Annotated in this window: 15 protein-coding genes; 14 read left to right on the forward strand and 1 reads right to left on the reverse strand. The window is 35.0% G+C overall.

Going from position 1 to position 20112, the window contains the following annotated elements:
• Nucleotides 1-108 precede the first annotated feature (108 nt).
• The 3 genes from lepA (at nt 109) to JQC67_RS03450 (ending at nt 3924) form a co-directional block, all read left to right on the forward strand.
• The gene (gene lepA, locus JQC67_RS03440) at nt 109-1905 is read left to right on the forward strand and encodes a translation elongation factor 4 (RefSeq protein WP_203251467.1); all 1797 of its coding nucleotides are present in this window, start codon (nt 109-111) and stop codon (nt 1903-1905) included.
• A gap of 101 nt (nt 1906-2006) precedes the next feature.
• Nucleotides 2007-2234 (forward strand): GTP-binding protein LepA, encoded by a 228-nt coding sequence (locus tag JQC67_RS03445; RefSeq protein ID WP_203251468.1) that lies wholly within the window; start codon nt 2007-2009, stop codon nt 2232-2234.
• 52 nt (nt 2235-2286) lie between these two features.
• Nucleotides 2287-3924 carry an apiosidase-like domain-containing protein gene (locus JQC67_RS03450; protein WP_203251469.1) on the forward strand — a complete coding sequence of 546 codons (1638 nt, stop codon included), beginning with the start codon at nt 2287-2289 and terminating at the stop codon, nt 3922-3924.
• 7 nt (nt 3925-3931) lie between these two features.
• Here JQC67_RS03450 and JQC67_RS03455 read toward each other — a convergent pair whose 3' ends face one another.
• Nucleotides 3932-5782, reverse strand: a complete 1851-nt coding sequence (locus JQC67_RS03455; protein WP_203251470.1) for a cation:proton antiporter domain-containing protein — start codon at nt 5780-5782, stop codon at nt 3932-3934.
• A gap of 97 nt (nt 5783-5879) precedes the next feature.
• Between JQC67_RS03455 and JQC67_RS03460 the strand changes: the two genes are divergently transcribed.
• The 11 genes from JQC67_RS03460 (at nt 5880) to JQC67_RS03510 (ending at nt 20066) form a co-directional block, all read left to right on the forward strand.
• Nucleotides 5880-6743, forward strand: a complete 864-nt coding sequence (locus JQC67_RS03460) for a universal stress protein (protein WP_203251471.1) — start codon at nt 5880-5882, stop codon at nt 6741-6743.
• On the forward strand, nt 6740-8962 hold the full coding sequence (locus tag JQC67_RS03465; protein WP_203251472.1) for a SulP family inorganic anion transporter: 2223 nt from the start codon (nt 6740-6742) through the stop codon (nt 8960-8962). The genes JQC67_RS03460 and JQC67_RS03465 overlap by 4 nt, the downstream gene beginning before the upstream one ends.
• Nucleotides 8963-9007: 45 nt before the next feature.
• Nucleotides 9008-9868, forward strand: a complete 861-nt coding sequence (locus tag JQC67_RS03470) for an MBL fold metallo-hydrolase (protein ID WP_203251473.1) — start codon at nt 9008-9010, stop codon at nt 9866-9868.
• Nucleotides 9852-10745 (forward strand): SMP-30/gluconolactonase/LRE family protein, encoded by an 894-nt coding sequence (locus JQC67_RS03475; protein ID WP_203251474.1) that lies wholly within the window; start codon nt 9852-9854, stop codon nt 10743-10745. Before JQC67_RS03470 ends, JQC67_RS03475 begins: the two co-directional genes overlap by 17 nt.
• A gap of 14 nt (nt 10746-10759) precedes the next feature.
• Nucleotides 10760-12391, forward strand: a complete 1632-nt coding sequence (locus JQC67_RS03480) for a S8 family peptidase (RefSeq protein WP_203251475.1) — start codon at nt 10760-10762, stop codon at nt 12389-12391.
• A gap of 6 nt (nt 12392-12397) precedes the next feature.
• Entirely contained in the window at nt 12398-14269 is a 1872-nt protein-coding gene (locus JQC67_RS03485; protein ID WP_203251476.1) for a M1 family metallopeptidase, read from the forward strand.
• 36 nt (nt 14270-14305) lie between these two features.
• On the forward strand, nt 14306-14728 hold the full coding sequence (rnpA, locus tag JQC67_RS03490; protein ID WP_203251477.1) for a ribonuclease P protein component: 423 nt from the start codon (nt 14306-14308) through the stop codon (nt 14726-14728).
• On the forward strand, nt 14721-16349 hold the full coding sequence (locus tag JQC67_RS03495) for a S41 family peptidase (protein WP_203251478.1): 1629 nt from the start codon (nt 14721-14723) through the stop codon (nt 16347-16349). The genes rnpA and JQC67_RS03495 overlap by 8 nt, the downstream gene beginning before the upstream one ends.
• 314 nt (nt 16350-16663) lie before the next feature.
• Nucleotides 16664-18316, forward strand: a complete 1653-nt coding sequence (locus JQC67_RS03500) for a S41 family peptidase (RefSeq protein WP_203251479.1) — start codon at nt 16664-16666, stop codon at nt 18314-18316.
• Nucleotides 18317-18402: 86 nt separating this feature from the next.
• Nucleotides 18403-19287 (forward strand): SMP-30/gluconolactonase/LRE family protein, encoded by an 885-nt coding sequence (locus tag JQC67_RS03505; protein WP_203251480.1) that lies wholly within the window; start codon nt 18403-18405, stop codon nt 19285-19287.
• Nucleotides 19287-20066 (forward strand): SDR family NAD(P)-dependent oxidoreductase, encoded by a 780-nt coding sequence (locus JQC67_RS03510; protein WP_203251481.1) that lies wholly within the window; start codon nt 19287-19289, stop codon nt 20064-20066. Before JQC67_RS03505 ends, JQC67_RS03510 begins: the two co-directional genes overlap by 1 nt.
• The last annotated feature ends 46 nt before the right edge of the window (nt 20067-20112 follow it).

Raw genomic sequence — 20112 nt, forward strand, 5'->3', positions numbered from 1 at the left:
CAGTCTAGTAATTCAGTAAAAGTTTAAACTATTAGTCCGTCTTAAAATAATGTATCTTTGCCAGTTAACTAGAGTCCTTTATAGCTTAATTAAACAAGTTTAGCATCAATGAAGAATATTCGAAACTTCTGTATAATTGCACATATTGATCATGGTAAAAGTACCTTGGCAGATCGCTTGTTAGATTTTACGGGTTCAGTAACTGACCGTGAAAAAAAAGAACAACTTTTAGATAGTATGGATTTAGAGCGTGAACGCGGTATCACGATTAAGAGTCATGCCATTCAAATGGAATATACACACGAAGGTCAAGAGTATATTTTAAATCTTATCGACACCCCTGGTCACGTTGATTTCTCATATGAAGTTTCAAGGTCTATAGCTGCTTGTGAAGGTGCATTATTAGTTGTAGATGCAGCGCAAAGTATTCAAGCACAGACTATTTCAAATCTATATTTAGCATTAGAGAATGATCTTGAAATTATTCCTGTTTTAAATAAAGTAGACTTACCAAGTGCCAGCCCTGAAGAAGTGACTGATGACATAGTTGACCTTTTAGGTTGTAAGGCTGAAGAAGTTATTCCTGCAAGTGCTAAAACAGGAATTGGTATAAAAGAAATTCTTACGGCAATAATTGAACGCATACCTGCACCTACAGGCAATTTAGATGAATCATTGCAAGCACTTGTTTTTGATTCTGTTTACAATCCTTTTAGAGGTGTAGAAACCTATTTTAGAGTTATTAATGGCGAAATTAAAAAAGGTCAAAAGATAAAATTCGTAGCAACTGATAAAGATTATTTTGCTGATGAAGTAGGTACGTTAAAATTAGTTCAGCATCCGAAGCAAAGTATAAAAGCAGGCGATGTTGGTTATTTAATTACTGGTATTAAAGATGCACGAGAAGTAAAAGTTGGTGATACCATTACTGATGCTGCAAAACCAACAGTAAATCCGATTGAAGGATTTGAAGACGTAAAACCGATGGTTTTTGCAGGTATTTACCCTGTAGATACTGATGAATTTGAAGAATTGCGTTCTTCAATGGAGAAATTGCAATTGAATGACGCGTCTCTAGTTTTCGCACCTGAGAGCAGTGCTGCACTTGGTTTCGGATTTCGTTGTGGCTTTCTTGGAATGTTACATATGGAGATTATTCAAGAGCGTTTAGAGCGTGAGTTTAACATGACAGTAATTACCACTGTACCCAATGTTAGTTACCATGCCTTTACACGTAAAAACCCTGATATTCCAATTGTTGTAAACAACCCATCTGATCTACCTGACCCTTCAAGCATTGATCATGTAGAAGAACCGTATATAAAAGCTACAATTATTACCAAAGCTGACTTTGTAGGTAATGTAATGTCTTTATGTATTGAAAAAAGGGGGGTGATTACCAATCAAACTTATTTGACAACCGAGCGTGTTGAGTTAAATTTTGATATGCCTTTGGCAGAAATTGTTTTTGATTTCTATGACCGCTTAAAGACTGTCTCAAAAGGATACGCTTCTTTCGATTATACACCAATAGGAATGCGTCCTTCTAAACTAGTACGTGTTGATATTTTACTAAATGCGCAACCAGTAGATGCACTTTCTGCTTTACTTCATGCTGATAATGCAGTGAATATTGGTAAAAAGATATGTGCAAAGCTAAAGGAACTTATACCACGACAACAGTTTGATATTCCTATTCAAGCAGCAATTGGTGCTAAAATAATTTCAAGAGAAACCACAAAAGCACTACGTAAAGATGTAACTGCGAAATGTTATGGTGGTGATATTTCTAGAAAACGTAAGTTATTAGAAAAGCAGAAAAAAGGTAAAAAACGAATGCGCCAGGTAGGTAATGTTGAAGTACCGCAAGAAGCATTTATGGCCGTTTTAAAGCTAAATGATTAAAAATCATTCTTTATTAAAAATTTGTAACTATTTTCTTACTTTGTTTCTTTTGAGGGCAATTTTTCTTGACAAGCCAAGTTTATAATAAAAAGTTTCCCCAAATGACTACCTACATCGCTCAATTCGTTGCAAAACATCGGGTTATTCAAATTGAACAGAATTCCATATTTACTTGGAGACAAGAAGGTGGTGAAATTGATGAATCAATGTTAGCTGACAAGATTATGCGAGAATCAGCAATCCATTTTTATAGACTTGTTGCAGGTTCAAATTATCAGATAAATTCTGAAGATATTTCCATTAGTGTATGGAAAACAATGGTTTTCTAATCTAGTTTCTTTTTCTCTAATTTACTAACTTCATTGCCAAACTAAACTGACAATGAAGTACAAACAATTTCTTCTTTTTACCATACTACCTTTACTATTTATATCTGCTCAATCCTCTAAAAATAATATTCCACAATGGACAACCATTGAGCTAACCCTTACGGCAAAAGATGATTATAAAAACCCATATACAGATATTGATGTTTGGGCTATTTTTTACAATTCAAAAAATGAAGAATTCATAAGACCTGCATTTTGGGATGGAACCAATATTTGGAAAGTCCGTTTTGCCCCCAATGACAATAATTCAAAATGGACATGGAAATCTTTTGCTTCAAATACGAATGATCGCGGTCTGAATAATCAAACAGGTTCTTTTAAATCAACACACTATTCCGGCACAAATAATCTGACAAAGAATGGACCTCTGAAAATGTCTAAAGGCCACAGAAGTGTTACTCATTCTAACGGAACACCATTTTTAATGGTTGGTGATACCCCATGGGCTATGCCTTTTAGAGCCACCAACGTTCAAGTTGAAATTTATGCCAAAGATCGTCAAGAAAAAGGTTACAATACTGCTCTAATGATGACAGTACAGCCAGATATGAATGCTGAAGGTCCAAACGAACGAAACACTGAAATGGGGTTTAAAAGAGCTTTCAATGACTTGTCTAATGGACATTTAAATGATATTAATATCGACTATTTTAAATATTATGATGGAATTGTTGAAACCCTAATTAATCATGAAATTGTTCCCGTTTTTCAACCTGTTTTTCATGGCTTCGGATGGAAAGGATTACAAGCTTTAGGCAAATCAGTTGACCCAAATGAATATGTTCGCTACTGTAAATACTTATTAGCAAGATACGGTACCAATCCAGCAATTTGGTTACTAGGAGCTGACCATAATGGTAAAGACCCCGGTGTACTTGAAAGTGGAGAAATGTTAGAAAAATGGGATTGTTATGCGCAACCTACAGGCATTCATTACAATCCATGTGATGACTACCTCGCAGATTGGGCGAATGGTGATCGTGAACATTGCTTTCACAACAACAAATCATATCAAGAAAAGAAATGGCTTGACTTTCAATGGGCACAAACCGGTCATAGTAGTGAACACCTTTATCATAAAGTTGAACAGATGTATAACAATCTGCCCACAAAAGCTGTAGCTAATGGTGAGCCAACCTATGAAGGTATGGGCGATGGAAAAGATGGTCTTGGCTGGTGGCAAGGTGAAGAAGCATGGATGCAATTGATGCACGGTGGTACAATGGGTATAGTTTATGGTGCAGCAACATTATGGCAATGGAAAATTACAGCAACAGAACAAGGCTGGCAACCATGGACAGATCAAGCAACATCTTGGAAAGATGCTATGCAAATGAAAGGTGCTAATTATGTTGGTCTTGTTGGTAAAATATTAAATGGATATGATTTAACTGATATAGAAAAACGATGGGAGCTGGCAAATGGTAAACCATTATTGGTTAAAGAAAATCAATTATATCTATCGTATTTAAATGAGGGGGGTAACATAAGTATTTCAGGAATTCCGGCGGGTTCAACTTTTCATTGGGCAAACCCTAAAACTGGAGAAATTACACCAAAAGAAAAGGTAAGATCAACAACGTTCCCTGCTCCAGATAAAAAACCATGGGTACTAATTATATCAAATTAATCAACTCTTAATCGTCGTCCGAATCAATGGTAGTGTCAACTTCGAACATTTTACCTAAATAAACTAATTGGTATCCTTCTGTAATATCATTAAAATCTGTGCTATATGATGATATTATTTTTAACACGCCCTCATTAGTTTTTAAGAACATTGGTACTATGTTCTCATCAGCTTTTGTTAACTCAATTAGTCCTTCATAATGCTCCTGATCATGAATATCAATTTCATGAATTACTGGAAAATTTCGAGCGACCTCTGTGATTTTAATAAAATCATCAGTATGAGAAAAGAGCCCTTCTTTAGGGTTACTTTCAGGGTCTAACATTTCATCAGCATCAACCAACCTAAATGAACCATTCTCGCCAAAGCGCTTGCCAAATTTTTTGACAGCATATTTATTTATATCTGAATTTCCTGTTAGTGCCATAAGGTAACCCACATCATTCAACTCAATATTGTCAGCTAAAGAATCAGAATAAATATTAGCAGAAAATGCCTCTAAGCCTAATTTATTAGCCTTTGAAATGTTGCTTTCATTATTATCAATTAACACTACATGACGGTCATTTTTATTCAAATATTCACCTATCAACCTAGAAACTTTAGAGGCACCAATAATTACAATACCTTCTGAGTTCTTCAAGAATACCCCAACCATTTTAGCAAAAAACCGTGCTGTTGTTGCGTTTAACAAAACCGTGCCCAACACAATCATAAAAACCAACGGTGTAATATATTCAGCACCGGGTTCTCCTTTTGCAATTAACTTTGAGCCAAAAAGCGAGGCAATACCAGCAGCAACAATACCTCTAGGTCCCACCCAACCAATAAATAGTTTTTCATTGAATTTGAGATTTGAGCCAGCCGCACTTAAAAAGACCCCAAGTGGCCGAATTAAAAAAACAATAACACAAAACAAACCTACTGTTCTCCAATTATAAATCAATTCAAGGTCAGAAATATTAATATTGGCAGCAAGTAAAATAAAAAGTATTGAGATTAATAAAACACTTAAAGATTCTTTGAAATACAAGAGCTCTTTTAAATTGGGTAAATCCATGTTTCCGAGCACCATCCCCATAACCACTACAGCTAAAAGTCCTGATTCATGAGCAAAAAGGTCTGACTGAACAAAAACCAATAACACAACTGAAAGCGACACCACATTTAAAAGATAATGGGGTATAAAATTTTTCTTAATGGCAAAAGCTAGGCCATGAGCAAAAGTGAATCCGAATGTAAATCCGAATAAAAGAATTTTTCCAAATTCAATAATAGCGGTTAAAGTATACGCTTGACCCTCACCTACACTAATAAATTCAAAAACCAATACTGCTGCTAATGCACCGATTGGGTCAATTAAAATACCCTCCCATTTTAATACTGCTGAAATATCATTTTTCAGCGGAATATTTCTCAAAATGGGTGTGATTACTGTTGGTCCAGTTACAATAATCAAAGCAGAAAATAAAAATGAAACATGCCAGCTGATACCGAAGATGAAATGCGCTGCTAATCCGGCGCAAATAAAAGTAACAAGGCTACCCAGCGTAATGAGTTTGGTTATCACAGGCCCCACATTTCTTATTTCTGCACGTTTAAGCGTAAGGCCTCCTTCAAATAAAATAATACTAATTGCTAATGAGACAAAATAATAAAGGCTATCTCCAGGAAAAAGTCCTTTTTCACCATTCCATATAGGCTCTATAAGTTTCTCACCTCCTTCAGTATACAACGTTGAAATAGGGCCAACAAAAAGTCCAATTAAAATTAAAGGTAAAATAGCGGGTAATTTCAATCGCCAAGCTACCCATTGCGCAATGATACCTAAAATGACTATTCCTGCTAATTCTACCATCGCCTTATTTTTTTGAAAAATACCTCTTTATTTTACAATTCGCAATTAGTTAAACCAAGAATTTCTTTAGTTAATATTATCTTATCTTGGCACCAGAATGATTGAAAACATACAACCTTTCAAATCTTTACTTTTCGGATTTGCGTTTTCGCCCAATATAAAAGCGAATATTGCTGAAACATATCGACTAGCATCCTTTTTCAATGCAAAACTCATATTGCTACATGTAGGTGCGAAAACAGATGATAAACAAGCCAAAATTTACGCGCTATTAAAAGAGTTGAACATAGACCAAGCAATTGTAGAAATTGTTTGGAAAGAAGGTAAACCTGTAGAAACAATTCTTGAAGCATGTGAAAATTTCAAAATTGACCTCTTAATATTAGGTGCACAGCAACATGAAAACGTTTTTCGTTTTTACGTGGGCTCAATTGCTAGAAAACTGACACGAAAAGTTTGCTGTTCAATCATGCTTTTAATAAAACCCGCTCTTGAACGTGTGCCATGCAAGCATATTGTCGTAAATGGTTTAGATGCTCCTGAAACCGCATTGGCAATAACAGATGCTTTTTACGTAGCTAATTATTTGGGTGCACAAAAGGTAACTATTGTTGAAGAAATTCTTCAGAAGGAAATTCACGTAACCGTAGAAGATGACCGATCGTTAAAAAAAGCAAACATAGTAAAGGCAAGATTACGACACCGAGAAGATTATCGCGTACGAACCATTATTTCTAATCTGCCAGAACAACTTACGCAAAACATCAATATTAAAACGCAAAGTATTTTTGGAAAACGTGGTTATTCTATTGGGCATTATGCCGAAGTGGTACGGGCGGATCTTTTAGTCATGAATGCGCCAGAGAAAACCAGCATTTATGATCGAATTTTTCCACATGATATTGAACATATTTTATCTGATTTACCAACCGACCTATTAATCATTAGAAATCGCGCTTGACAGCAAAAACCAACAATACTAAAAATTTTATAAGCTCTTTACCTAAGAATATTTTTTCTGGTTTTGTGGTTTCATTAATTGCCATGCCTCTAGGTTTAGGATTAGCATTGGCGAGTGAAGCCCCACCAATTTCGGGTATAATTGCTGCTGTTGTTGGTGGCATTGTCGTTTCAATTTTAGGAGGTTCAAACGTTACGATTGCTGGTCCTGGAAATGGCTTGGTTATAGTGTTATTAGGTACAATTACGACATTAGGTGGAGGCGACATGTATCAAGGATACTTGTTTACACTTGCTGCAATTGTTTTTTCAGGCATACTTATGCTACTGCTAGGGTTCTTAAAAATGGGGCGATTAGCAGATTTTTTTCCGGCTTCGGCCATAGAAGGAATGCTGGCTGCAATCGGCTTGGGTATTCTTTCGAAACAATTTCATATTATGATTGGGCATAATAATGAACATGGTAGTATCATCTCATTGTTAGCTCAAATACCAAATGGTATTTTAAATTTGTATCAAGATTATCATCTTGAAGAATTAATTGCTGCGGGTATAGGTGTTATTGCGTTACTGATTATGATTTTCTACTCTAAAATTAGAAATGCATATTTTCAGCTTATACCAGCACCCATGTGGATTCTAATTCTTGCAGTTGGTATGAGTTACTTGTTTTCATGGATTAATGTTCCGTATCCAATGGAAGCCCAATTTTTAGTTAGTATCCCAGAAAATGTACTTTCTAATTTAGCATTTCCAGATTTTTCAAAGATTTTAAATGCGGATTTTATTATTGCAGTTTTTGCAATTACGCTAATTGCAAGTATAGAATCGCTATTAAGTATTAAAGCAGTTGATAAACTTGACCCACTTACCAGGCGTTCAAATGTAAATAAAGATCTAAAGGCGCTAGGTTTGGCAACAGTAATTAGTGGTATGCTGGGCGGACTAAACGTGGTTGCCGTAATTGCAAGAAGTTCTGTCAATGTTAATAATGGGGCGACTAATAGATCAGCCAACTTTTTTCATGCGCTTTTCTTGGGCGTCTTTGTTCTTCTTTTTCAAGAGCAATTACGAAAAATTCCTTTAGCCGCTTTGGCTGCAATACTCGTATATACAGGCTATAAACTAGCTACCCCAAAAACATTTGGGAAAATTGCAAAAATAGGTCGTGAGCAAATTGTAATTTTCTTAGCCACCTTGATTACAACATTATTCACTAACCTGATTACTGGTATAGGCGTTGGTATCGTTGTTACATTCTTCATTCATGTATTGCTAAACAAAAGTTTTTCGTTGTTTCTCAGTCATTTGAGCAAGCCAAACATTTTAATGTTTAAAGAACCTGACGAGGGTAATTATTACATTAATCTAAAATATTTTAGCAGCTTTCTCAATTTTTATAAACTCAAGAATAAGTTAGATGCAGTACCTGAAAACGAACATGTAGTAATAGATTTTTCTCTTTGCAATTTTGTAGATCACACTGTTATGGAAGGTCTTGAAAATTACGCTGACACTTTTGCTAAAAAAGGTGGAAGCCTAGAAATAATAGGTCTTGACAAGCATGGGGCAGAAACAAAGCATCCCTTTGCTAGTAGAATAATCATACCGCTTTCTAAATTGAATCCGATAGAACGGTTTTTTACAAAAAGACAAGAACAGTTAAAAGCAAGCGCCAAAGAATTACAATGGGTTTATGCTGCAAACAAAAACAACAAAACCAAGTTTTTACAAGATTATGTGTTCTTTAATACCAGACAAATACCATTTTTATATAATAAACTTCGAGATAAAGAATCAAAATACAAAGTTTTTGATGTCGAATTTACAGAAGGTGCATTTATAGCTAGGGAGGTTGTAAAGACCACAGTAATGCACATTGAACTTAGCAATAAAATACCCGTCTTTACTTTAGATAAAGAAGACGGACTTCTAGATTTCATGTATGGTTTAGCTGGCTTTAAAAGTGTTGCTATTGATAATCACCCTGATTTTAATAAACGTTTTTACCTTAGTTGTGAAAACAAAAATCAAGTTCATGAATTATTTACTGATGAGTTAGTGCTTTTCTTTGAAAGCAACCCCTATTATCATGTAGAGTCAAATGGCAATACGTTATTAATAACAAAGAAAGAACGTCTTCTTAGCGTTCAAGAAATTAAAGCGCTTATTTTCTACGGAAAACGATTAAGTTCACTAGTTGAAAAGTTTAACAACTAAATCAGCAAATTCTGTAATCTCAATTCGAATTTCTACTTTTACAGAATGCAATTATATACTATTGAGGCCGGTAATTTTAAATTAGACGGTGGCGCTATGTTTGGTGTAGTTCCAAAAGCAATTTGGAATAGAACAAATCCGGCAGATGCCAACAACATGATTGATATTGCCACCCGCTGCCTGTTGATAGAAGATGGTAATAAACTTATTCTTATTGATAACGGAGCCGGTGAGAAACAATCAGATAAATTTTTTAGTTATTACTTTCAATGGGGAGGTCATTCTTTAGATGCTTCCTTAAAAAAACATGGTTTTCATAGAGATGATATTACCGATGTTTTTATGACTCACCTCCATTTTGATCATTGTGGTGGTAGTATTCAGTGGAATAAAGACAGAACTGGTTATGAACCTGCGTTTAAAAATGCCACATTCTGGACAGACACAAATCATTGGCAATGGGCAATACATCCCAATCCTCGAGAAAAGGCTTCCTTCTTAAAAGAAAATCTATTACCAATGGAAGAAAGCGAACAATTAAAATTTATTGACCGAGGCGAAACAATGTTTTTAAAGAATTCAGAACTTGGTTTTGATATATTATTTGCTGATGGTCACACAGAAAAACAAATGTTACCACATATAAATTATAAAGGTAAAACCTTGGTGTTTGCCGCAGATTTAGTTCCTACAGTTGGCCATATTCCGGTACCCTATTTAACAGGGTATGATACACGACCCTTATTGACCATGGTTGAGAAAGAACGTTTTCTAAATAATGCCATAGAAAACAATTTCTATTTATTCTTTGAACATGATGCTCATAATGAAATTTGTACCTTGCAGGCCACTGAAAAAGGCCCTAGGCTTGATAAAATATTTACATTCGATGAACTATTTAATTAAAATACCGATAAGTTTTTTGTTTTTGAGTATTGTGATTTCTTGTAAAGCACAAAGTATTCAAAGTAGTGATTTTACACCTGAGTTTTCTTTTACAAAAGGCATTGAAGGTCCTGCAGTGGATGCGAATGGAAATCTTTATGCCGTTAATTTTCAAGAAGAGGGTACTATAGGAATTGTTGATTCCAAGGGTGTTGGTAGCATTTTTGCAAATCTTCCGGAAGGCAGTGTCGGAAACGGAATACGATTTGATAAAAGTGGTAATATGTTCATTGCAGACTACAAAGGGCATAATGTGTTATATGTAAAAAAAGGAAGTAAAGAAGTTTCCGTTTGGGCACACAATGCTGAAATGAGTCAACCTAATGATTTAGCAATGGCCCCTAATGGCACTATTTACCTTAGCGACCCCAATTGGGCTGAAAGTACAGGCAGAATTTGGATGGTAAACGCATCCAAAGAAATTATCCTTTTAGAAGAAAATATGGGAACGGTAAACGGTATTGAAGTGAGTCCGGATGGTAAAAAGCTATATGCCAATGAATCAGTACAGCTAAAAATTTGGGAATATGATATCAATGCAGACGGCACCATTTCAAATAAACAAGAGTTTATGTCTTTTAATGACTTTGGTATGGACGGAATGCGTTGTGATTCACAGGGAAACCTATACATTACCCGCTATGGAAAAGGCACTGTGCTTATCGTCTCGTCTGCTAAAAAAATCTTAAAAGAAGTACAATTAAAAGGAAAAAAGCCCTCAAACATTACCTTTGGTGGTTCTGACGGTAAAACATGTTATGTAACCATGGCTGACAGAGGGTGCTTCGAATCATTTGATGCACTTAATTCAGGTGCTTTTTATAACAGGATTCATTAACCAATTATATTTTAATGACTAAATATTTCTACAAACCTGCCATTGGGTTTTTAGCAGCAACATTATTTGCAAGTTGTGGCGCAACTACATTAGTATCAACCCCCATTGAAAGTATTGATACTACCCCTATTAAAATTACTGACTTAACAGATACCGAAAAAAAGAATTGGGTTCATTTAGATTTAGTTAGTGACACTATACCCGGCATGAGTGTTGACAAGGCTTATAAAGAACTAATTGGTTCTAAAAAAGGTCAAAAAGTTATTGTTGCTGTTCTTGATGCAGGAATGGATTTAAAGCATGAAGATTTAGATGATGTACTCTGGACAAATAAAGGCGAGCGTGCTGGCGATGGTATTGACAATGACAAAAACGGTTATATTGATGACGTTCATGGCTACAACTTTTTAGGAGAATCATACAATCAGCAATTAGAAGCAACACGTATTGTAAAATTAAAACTAGGAGATGCCGCTCTGCAAGCGAAGGCTAAAACAGAAGTAGAAAGTAAATATGCCAAGGCCGTAGAAAGCATACAGCAATTTGAACAATTTTTACAGGCAGTTAAAAATTCAGACACCGCTGTTAAAAAACACCTAGGAAAAAACGATTATACCAAGAAAGAACTATCAGCGATTAAGGCTACTGATGAAGCAATGCAGCAAAATAAAGCTTTACTGGCCCATGCTTTTTCAATTGCTGATAGCCCTACTGATTTCATGAAAATGCTAGAAGAGTCAATTAATCATTTCACCGATCAGGCAAATTATCATTGCAATGTAGATTTTGATGGTAGAAAAGTAGTAGGTGACAATCCGTATGATATAAATGACACCAATTACGGAAATGGAAATCCACAAAATAGAGTTGAAGACGAAAGTCATGGAACTCACGTTGCGGGTATAATTGGTGCAGAACGTAATAATGGCAAAGGGGTTAATGGCGTTGCAAACAATGTTGCAATAATGAGCATACGTGCAGTACCGAATGGTGATGAATATGATAAAGATATTGCTTTAGGAATTCGCTATGCCGTTGACAACGGTGCTAAAGTTATTAATGGTAGTTTCGGAAAAAGTTTTTCGCCAAATGCAGAATGGGTGTATGATGCTATTAAATATGCTGCTTCAAAAGATGTTCTTTTCGTACATGCAGCAGGTAATGATGGTGTAAATCTTGACGACCCTAATGAGCCCAACTTTCCAAATGACCAAGTTAATAATGGTCCAGAAATTGCAGACAACGTAATTACCGTAGGTGCTTTAACTTCTAAATATGGGGCAGAAATGTTAGCATCATTCTCAAATTATGGCAATATAAATGTAGATATATTTGCCCCAGGTGGTCAAATCTATTCTACTATGCCAAATAACAAATATGAATACCAAGATGGAACTTCAATGGCTGCGCCAGCTGTTGCGGGGGTTGCTGCCTTAATTCGTTCACAATATCCAAAATTAACCGCTTCTCAAGTGAAGCATATTATTCTAGATTCTGGTCTTGCTCCAAATACAAAATTAATTCTGGGCGGAGACACGTCTAAAACAGGTAAAATGGAAGATATTTCTACCTCAGGTAAAATAGCAAACGCTTACAACGCCCTTATAATGGCAAAAGGTGTTTCAGAAGGAAAAATTAGATTATAAAATACCATGCAGTATAAAACATTAAAAATTTCGGCATTTACATTTGTATTATTGACTTTTTGCAATTATATAAATGCTCAGAACACAACATATTGGCAACAAGAAGTTGACTATACAATGGATGTTGATATAGATGTTAAAACTTTCCAATATTCAGGAACACAGAAATTGGTGTACACCAATAATTCTAGTGACGAATTAAAAAGAGTTTATTATCATTTATTTTTCAATGCTTTTCAACCAGGAAGCGAAATGGATATGCGTCTTCAAAACATTGCCGATCCTGATGGAAGAATGGTAACTGAAGACAAGAAAAGTAGAATAGCCGCCCTTACTGAAAGTGAAATTGGGTATTTACATGTAAAGTCATTAACCCAAGATGGCGTTACTGTTACTTTTAATGAAGAAGAAACCATTCTTGTTGTTGAGTTGGCAAAACCTATTCCACCTGGTGGAAAAACAACATTTGACATGACTTTCAATGGTCAAGTTCCTGTTCAGGTGCGTAGAGCTGGTAGAAATAATAAAGATGGGGTTGCGCTTTCCATGAGTCAATGGTATCCAAAATTAGCTGAATACGACTTTGAAGGCTGGCATGCAGACCCTTATATCGCAAGGGAATTTCATGGTGTGTGGGGTAACTTTGATGTTAAATTAACTATTGATAAAAGCTATACAGTTGGCGGTACTGGGTATCTACAAAATCCTCAAGAAATCGGACACGGATATGAAACACCAGGTAGTAAAATTAAAAAGCAACGCGGCAAAACATTAACATGGCATTTTAAAGCACCTATGGTACATGATTTTATGTGGGCAGCAGATCCAGAATATGTACATGATGTGCTGCAAATGCCTAATGGACCGACACTTCACTTTTTATACAAAAACGATGAAAAGTTTCAAAACACTTGGAAAAACGTACAGCCTTTAACTGAAAAGGCTATGAACTTTTTCAACAAGAATATTGGCAAATACCCTTATGAGCAATATTCGGTTATTCAAGGTGGTGACGGTGGAATGGAATATGCAATGGCAACTCTTATAACTGGGGGTGAAAAACCTGGAAGTGTTATCGGAACAATGATACATGAGTTAGCACACTCTTGGTTTCAGCAAATTCTAGCTACCAATGAGTCTAAACACGAATGGATGGATGAAGGGTTTACTACATTCATTTCTTCTTTATGCAGTAATGAAATCAGAGAACAGAATAAAGACAATCCATTCGAAAGCTCATACAATAACTATTACTATTTAGTAAAATCAGGAAAAGAACAACCACAAAGCACACACTCTGATCGTTACGATGAAAATATGCCTTATAGTATAGCTGCCTATAGTAAAGGGGCAATTTTTCTATCGCAGTTAGGGTATATTATTGGGCAAGACAAGCTAATGCAAACGATTAAAAAATATTACGAAGATTTTAAATTTAAGCATCCTATACCTAATGATATTAAGAGAACAGCAGAAAAGGTCTCTGGTATAGAATTAGATTGGTACTTAACAGATTGGACACAGACCACAAATACTATTGACTACGCTATTAATGAGGTAAGTGCAGAAGGCGGAAATACAAAAATTAACATTCATAGAATTGGCCAAATACCGATGCCTTTAGATGTTCTGGTTGTTTATAATGACGGTTCACAAGAAACCTTTTATGCACCACTGCGCATGATGCGTGGTGAAAAAGAGAATCCGTATTCACAAATGAAACGAACTGTTCTTCATGATATAACTTGGGCAAACCCATCATATACTTTTGAAATTAACAAGCCACTTGAAAATATTAAAGCAATAGTTATTGACCCCTCTCAACTTATGGCAGATATTGATGCTACCAATAATGTTTGGCAGGCCGAAACACCTTAACAAGGTGTTCTTAGAAAACTAACAACAAATATTGTCATGGATACCCAATCTACTTCCGCTTCACAAGAAGAATCACAAGGAATAGATGTTTCTTTTCCAAAAAAGGAAAAACTGAAAAGTCGGAAAATAATTGACCGTCTTTTCATTGAGGGTCGGTCTATTAGGGTAAGAAATGTTAAGCTCATTTATTTACAATCTGAGGTAACGGAAAAAGTACCTTATCAAGTAGGTGTTACTGTACCGAAAAAAAGCTTTAAAAGCGCAGTAAAACGCAATCGTATTAAAAGATTGCTTCGTGAAAGCTATCGTCTTAACAAACCTCAACTTTTTAACAATAGTAAAGGCAACTTTGCGTTTCTATTTTTATACCTTGGAAAAGAAATGCCTGATTATCAATCCGTAGATCAGAATATTCAAGCGATACTCAAAAAATTTATTAAGGAAACAAAGGATGAATAAACTAGCAAGAAAAAGTGTTTTTATTCCGCTATTGGCGATTACATTTTTTGTGGTTGGCAGTGGTTTTATAAAAAGTGATTTTTTTGAAATTGCAAAGCAAATAGAAATTTTCACTACCCTATTCAAAGAGCTAAACATGAATTATGTTGATGAAACCAACCCTGGCGAGTTGATGGATACAGCAATAAAAAACATGTTAAATGAGCTAGATCCTTATACCAAGTTTTTAAATGAACAAGACGTTGAATCTTATAGAATAAATAATGCTGGAGAATATTCAGGCATTGGGGCATTGGTTCGATCATATGATGATCGATTATTAATAATTGAGCCCTACAAAGATTCGCCTGCTGACAAGGCGGGTCTAAAAGCAGGTGATGTAGTGACTAAAATAGGTAATATTGTTGTTTCTGACTTTGATGACAACGCTAGTGAATTATTAAAGGGCGCAAACAATACTTCGGTTGATGTAACCTATGAACGACAAGGAAAAACGCAAACTACAACAGTTACAAGAGCGGCAATTGAAATTGATGCTGTGCCATACTACAAAATGGCCGATGATAAAACCGGTTACATTGTTTTAGCAAAATTTAATTCAAAAGCTTCTTCACAAACAAAAGCAGCGCTACTTGATTTAAAAGGACAGGGTGCAGAGCGAATAATTTTAGATTTGAGAGGAAACCCAGGTGGGTTATTAACCGAAGCAATAAACGTCACCAATTTATTTGTTCCAAAAGGGGAATTAATAGTTACTACCAAATCAAAAGTCAAGAAATTCAATCAGCAATACAAAACTAAAAACAAGCCTACAGATACAGAAATTCCGGTTGTAGTACTCATTGATGGTAGCAGTGCATCAGCAAGTGAAATTGTATCAGGAAGTTTGCAAGATTTAGACCGCGCAGTGGTTTTAGGAGCGCGAAGTTTTGGAAAAGGTCTTGTGCAAAGGCCTATGAAATTAACGTATGGCACACAGCTTAAGGTTACTATTTCTCGCTATTTTACTCCTTCCGGCAGGTGCATTCAATCATTAGATTATTGGAATCGCGATGAAGAGGGTCACGCAACAAAGAATACAAAATTTAAGAATTTTAAAACTAGAAACGGCCGAAGTGTACAAGATGGCGGTGGTGTTTTACCTGATCTAGAAATTGCTGCGGTAAAGGCGAATGATATGACCAAAGCTTTAATGAACAACCTAGTGATTTTCGATTATGCTACAGATTTCTATTATAAAAATCAATTTCAAAATGTAGCTGATTTTAAATTTTCCGATGCTGATTATAACAACTTTAAAAGCTTTGTTAATACCAGTAACTTCTCTTTTGAAACAGACACAGAAAAATCTTTAAAAGAAGCATTAACCGATGATGAAGCAATTTTTGGAAATGCTTTAAAAGATGACTACAGTAAATTACTTTCACAAATTCAACAAGGAAAAATAACTGCCCTTGGCTTACATCAAAAGGAGATTCAAAAAAAGCTTGAAGATGAAATTGTGAGACGCTATTTTTACCGAGATGGCCTTTATGATTACTATCTTAAAAATGACCAGGCAATTTTAGTAGCTACTACACTTTTAGCAGATTCAGCTAAATATAAAGGTATTTTAAAATAATTGGGGCTTAGATTACAGTGCCCGCCTATAGTCGTACAAATATTGCCTCTTGGAAAAACATGTTAGAAAACAAAATCGACCCTTGGCTTAAGGGGTGTTGTATTTTTTTGTGTCATTAGTATTCCTTGTAAAGACAACAAATAATCTTGGTGTTTTCTACTAAGAGTGTCACCATTTAAAATTAGTTGAAGAACTGGTTGTTAGAGACATATTACCCACAAATCAAATGATTAAATATTTCCCAATTACCTAATATTTAACATCTTTAAAATTATATATATGTTTTTTTGATAAAACACTTTCATCTAAAAGACATGAAAAAATTTCTACTTTTTTTAGTATTTACAATTATTTTCTCTCATTCCATTTTTGCTCAAAAACAGCTTTCTGAAACTGAAAAACTTGCTACGACGTCTAAAATTTGGGGTTTTTTAAAATACTACCATCCTCAGGTAGCGAATGGAGGTTATGATTGGGACAAACAATTATTTATAATACTACCAAAAGTAAAATCAGCGACAAATACTGACGAACTATCACAAGTGTTTTTAAATTGGATTGATGGTTTGGGCGAAGTAAAAAAGTGTAAGAAATGTGACCAAAAAAACGCTGATAAATATTTTGACAAGAACTTTGATTTAAGCTGGATGAATAATCAATTATTCACATCTGAGCTTTCTAAGAAACTTAAATATATAGAGGGTAACAGGCATCAAGGAAAAAAAAAGTATGTAGCGTATTATAGCAATAAACTCAAAATTGCAGATTTTACCAATGAGATTGATTATAAAGATTTTGATTGGGAAGATGAAAATTTAAGGTTACTCTCCTTATTCCGCTATTGGAACATGGTTGAATATTTTTTTCCGTATAAATATCAAACAGATGCAAATTGGGATACTGTTTTACATAAAATGATTCCGAAGTTCTTATACCCAAAATCAGAAACGGATTTTCATCTTAGCATGGTTGAATTAGCTGCTAATATCAATGACGGCCATGTTAGACTTAATACAAATAAAACATATTTACATTTTGGTCATTATTATCTTCCTGTAAAATTCAAACTAATAAATAACAAAGCTGTAGTTACAGGCATATTTAATGATTCATTGGCTAAATTAAACGACTTAAAAATTGGTGATATAATAACAAAAGCAGATAACAAAACCATTAAAACAATTTTTCAAGAGGAAGAAAACTATATAATGGCTTCAAATAATTCTAGAAAAAAATTAAATGCCAGTTACTATATTCTAAACGGCCCAACTGATTCTTTTAGTATTGAGGTTGTCAGAGATGGTAAAATTGTGACGAAATCCGTAAAAAGATATTTGTACAAAGACTTCAATTACAAAGCAAAAGTGGAATCAGAAAAGTATAAAGTACTAGAAGGAAATATTGGTTATGTCGATATTGGAAAAGTTGAGCTTAAAGAAGTTTCTAAAGTAATGGAAGCTTTAAAAAATACTACAGCTATAATTTTTGATATTAGAAAAACAACATCATTCACACCTTATTATATTGCAAAGTATATTACCTCCCAAAAAAGAGCTTTTTATAAAGCATTAGAAATGGATTTAAATTATCCGGGAAGATATAATTGGACTGAGGCACTTCCAATCGGTGATAATAAATTAAAATATACCGGAAAAGTGATTTTACTAGTAGATGAAAATTGTCAAAGTCAAAAAGAATTTACGGCGATGTGTCTACAAGTTGGTGATGATGTTACTACAATCGGTCGTCAAACTTCAGGCGCAGATGGCAATGTGTCAATTTTCAACATGGTGGGAGGGTACAAGACACAATTCAGTGGAGTAGGAATATTTTACCCTGATGGTACAGAAACGCAACGAAAAGGAGTTAAAATTGATATTGAAGTGAAACCAACAATAGACGGTGTCATTGCAGGAAAAGATGAAATACTAGAAAAGGCTATTCAATTTATTAATGAACAAATGTAAGCTGTTATTCAACCAATTTTCACCTTCCAATTACTTAGGCAGAAACAAAAAATCCGTAACTTCCTGATTCAATATATTTGAATTCAATGGCGGAAATTCTGGGTCAAAAAGCAAAATTATTATTGGATACAAAATCCGTGCTGGGCGAAGGGCCTGTCTGGGATTTTCAAAAACTATTACTCTATTGGGTAGATATTGAAGGGTACAAACTGCATCAATACAATCCATCCACAGAAAAAATAAACCATTGGGTATTTAAAGAAATGATAGGCGCTGCAGTTCCGAAGAAAAACGGACAGTTATTATTAGCTATGGAAAAAGGTTTGGCTTCTTTTGACCCTGGATCCAAAGAATTAACAAAACATGGCGTATTAGAAAATTCAAATCCAAACATTCGTTTTAACGATGGAAAAGTTGGACCGAAAGGTAATTTTTGGGTAGGCACTATGGATAAAAACTGTGCGCCTAACGCTGGCAATTTTTATCACATTTCGCAAAATTTTGAAGTAACAAAAAAGATTCCGAATACCTCAGTGTCCAATGGCTTGGCATGGTCATCTGATAATAAAACTTTGTACTATATTGACAGTCCTTCTTTTAAGTTTCAAACATTTGATTTCAATATAGAAAACAATACGATTACAAATGAAAAAACTGTCATAAACGTTCCAGAAGAATTCGGAAGTCCTGATGGTATGAGTATTGATGAAGAAGGCATGCTTTGGGTAGCGCATTGGGGCGGTAATTGTATTCGCAGATGGAATCCGAAGACTGGTGAAATACTTTTAAAAATTGATGTTGACGCTCCTCATGTAACTTCCTGTTGTTTTGGTGGCCCAGATCTAAAAACCTTATATATTACTACGGCAAGAAGCGGTCTCAGTGAAAGCCAATTGAAAAAATTTCCGCTCAGCGGAGGATTATTTACATACCAAACAAAAGTTAAAGGCACACCAATAAATTACTTTTAATGCAATACTCAGGAATAAAAAATAAAGTAGCTATTATCACGGGCGCAGGTGAAGGTATTGGCTACGCAATAGTTGAATTGCTGCTTAAAGCCGGTGCAAACGTAGTTTTAAACGATGTTGATGAAGAAAAATCAAAAAGAGCCGCCACTAAACTAGATGTTTTATATGACGGAAGTTGCCTTTCTTTTCATGGTGATTCTGGTGATATAACCACTATAAACAATTTGGTCGCTTTTACAATTGAACAATTCGGAAAGGTTGATTTTGTAATTCCCAACGCGGCCATTACTATTTTTGGTAGCTTTTTAGAAACTAGTACCGAAGGTTTTCAAAAAACACTGCAACTCAATCTACACGGAGCTTATTTTTTAGTACAACGAGCAGCCAAAGAAATGATAAAACAAAAATCTGGAGGTAAAGTTGTTCTAATATCTTCTCAAGTCGGTATTAGAGCATATAAAAATTTAACCGCTTATGCGATGACCAAAGCTGCGCTACGTATGATGGCTGTTAACTTGGCTTATGAATTAGGCGAGCATTCTATTAATTTAAATGTGGTAGCACCAGGTGCAACCCTAACCGAACGTACCGCTGATGAGCAACCAGATTATTCTGGTATGTGGGGACAATTAAATCCTAACGGAAGAGTGGGCACACCAGAAGACATAGCAAAAACTTGCTTATTCTTGCTTTCAGATGATGCGTCACATATAAACGGACAGACAATTCCTGTTGATGGCGGGTGGACAACTGCAGGTAAATACCCTGAAGACTTATAAATTAGATTAACTATCCATTAAAACATGACCGAAGGTTATTTTGTGA

The sequence above is a fragment of the Aurantibacter crassamenti genome, assembly GCF_016811105.1.
In the GTDB taxonomy this organism is placed as follows: Bacteria; Bacteroidota; Bacteroidia; order Flavobacteriales; family Flavobacteriaceae; genus Aurantibacter_A; species Aurantibacter_A crassamenti.

Coding starts and splice junctions, on each gene's coding strand:
- lepA (WP_203251467.1), top strand. CDS start 109: ATGAAGAATATTCGAAACTTCTGTATAATTGCACATATTGATCATGGT.
- JQC67_RS03445 (WP_203251468.1), top strand. CDS start 2,007: ATGACTACCTACATCGCTCAATTCGTTGCAAAACATCGGGTTATTCAA.
- JQC67_RS03450 (WP_203251469.1), top strand. CDS start 2,287: ATGAAGTACAAACAATTTCTTCTTTTTACCATACTACCTTTACTATTT.
- JQC67_RS03455 (WP_203251470.1), bottom strand. CDS start 5,782: ATGGTAGAATTAGCAGGAATAGTCATTTTAGGTATCATTGCGCAATGG.
- JQC67_RS03460 (WP_203251471.1), top strand. CDS start 5,880: ATGATTGAAAACATACAACCTTTCAAATCTTTACTTTTCGGATTTGCG.
- JQC67_RS03470 (WP_203251473.1), top strand. CDS start 9,008: ATGCAATTATATACTATTGAGGCCGGTAATTTTAAATTAGACGGTGGC.
- JQC67_RS03475 (WP_203251474.1), top strand. CDS start 9,852: ATGAACTATTTAATTAAAATACCGATAAGTTTTTTGTTTTTGAGTATT.
- JQC67_RS03480 (WP_203251475.1), top strand. CDS start 10,760: ATGACTAAATATTTCTACAAACCTGCCATTGGGTTTTTAGCAGCAACA.
- JQC67_RS03485 (WP_203251476.1), top strand. CDS start 12,398: ATGCAGTATAAAACATTAAAAATTTCGGCATTTACATTTGTATTATTG.
- rnpA (WP_203251477.1), top strand. CDS start 14,306: ATGGATACCCAATCTACTTCCGCTTCACAAGAAGAATCACAAGGAATA.
- JQC67_RS03495 (WP_203251478.1), top strand. CDS start 14,721: ATGAATAAACTAGCAAGAAAAAGTGTTTTTATTCCGCTATTGGCGATT.
- JQC67_RS03500 (WP_203251479.1), top strand. CDS start 16,664: ATGAAAAAATTTCTACTTTTTTTAGTATTTACAATTATTTTCTCTCAT.
- JQC67_RS03505 (WP_203251480.1), top strand. CDS start 18,403: ATGGCGGAAATTCTGGGTCAAAAAGCAAAATTATTATTGGATACAAAA.
- JQC67_RS03510 (WP_203251481.1), top strand. CDS start 19,287: ATGCAATACTCAGGAATAAAAAATAAAGTAGCTATTATCACGGGCGCA.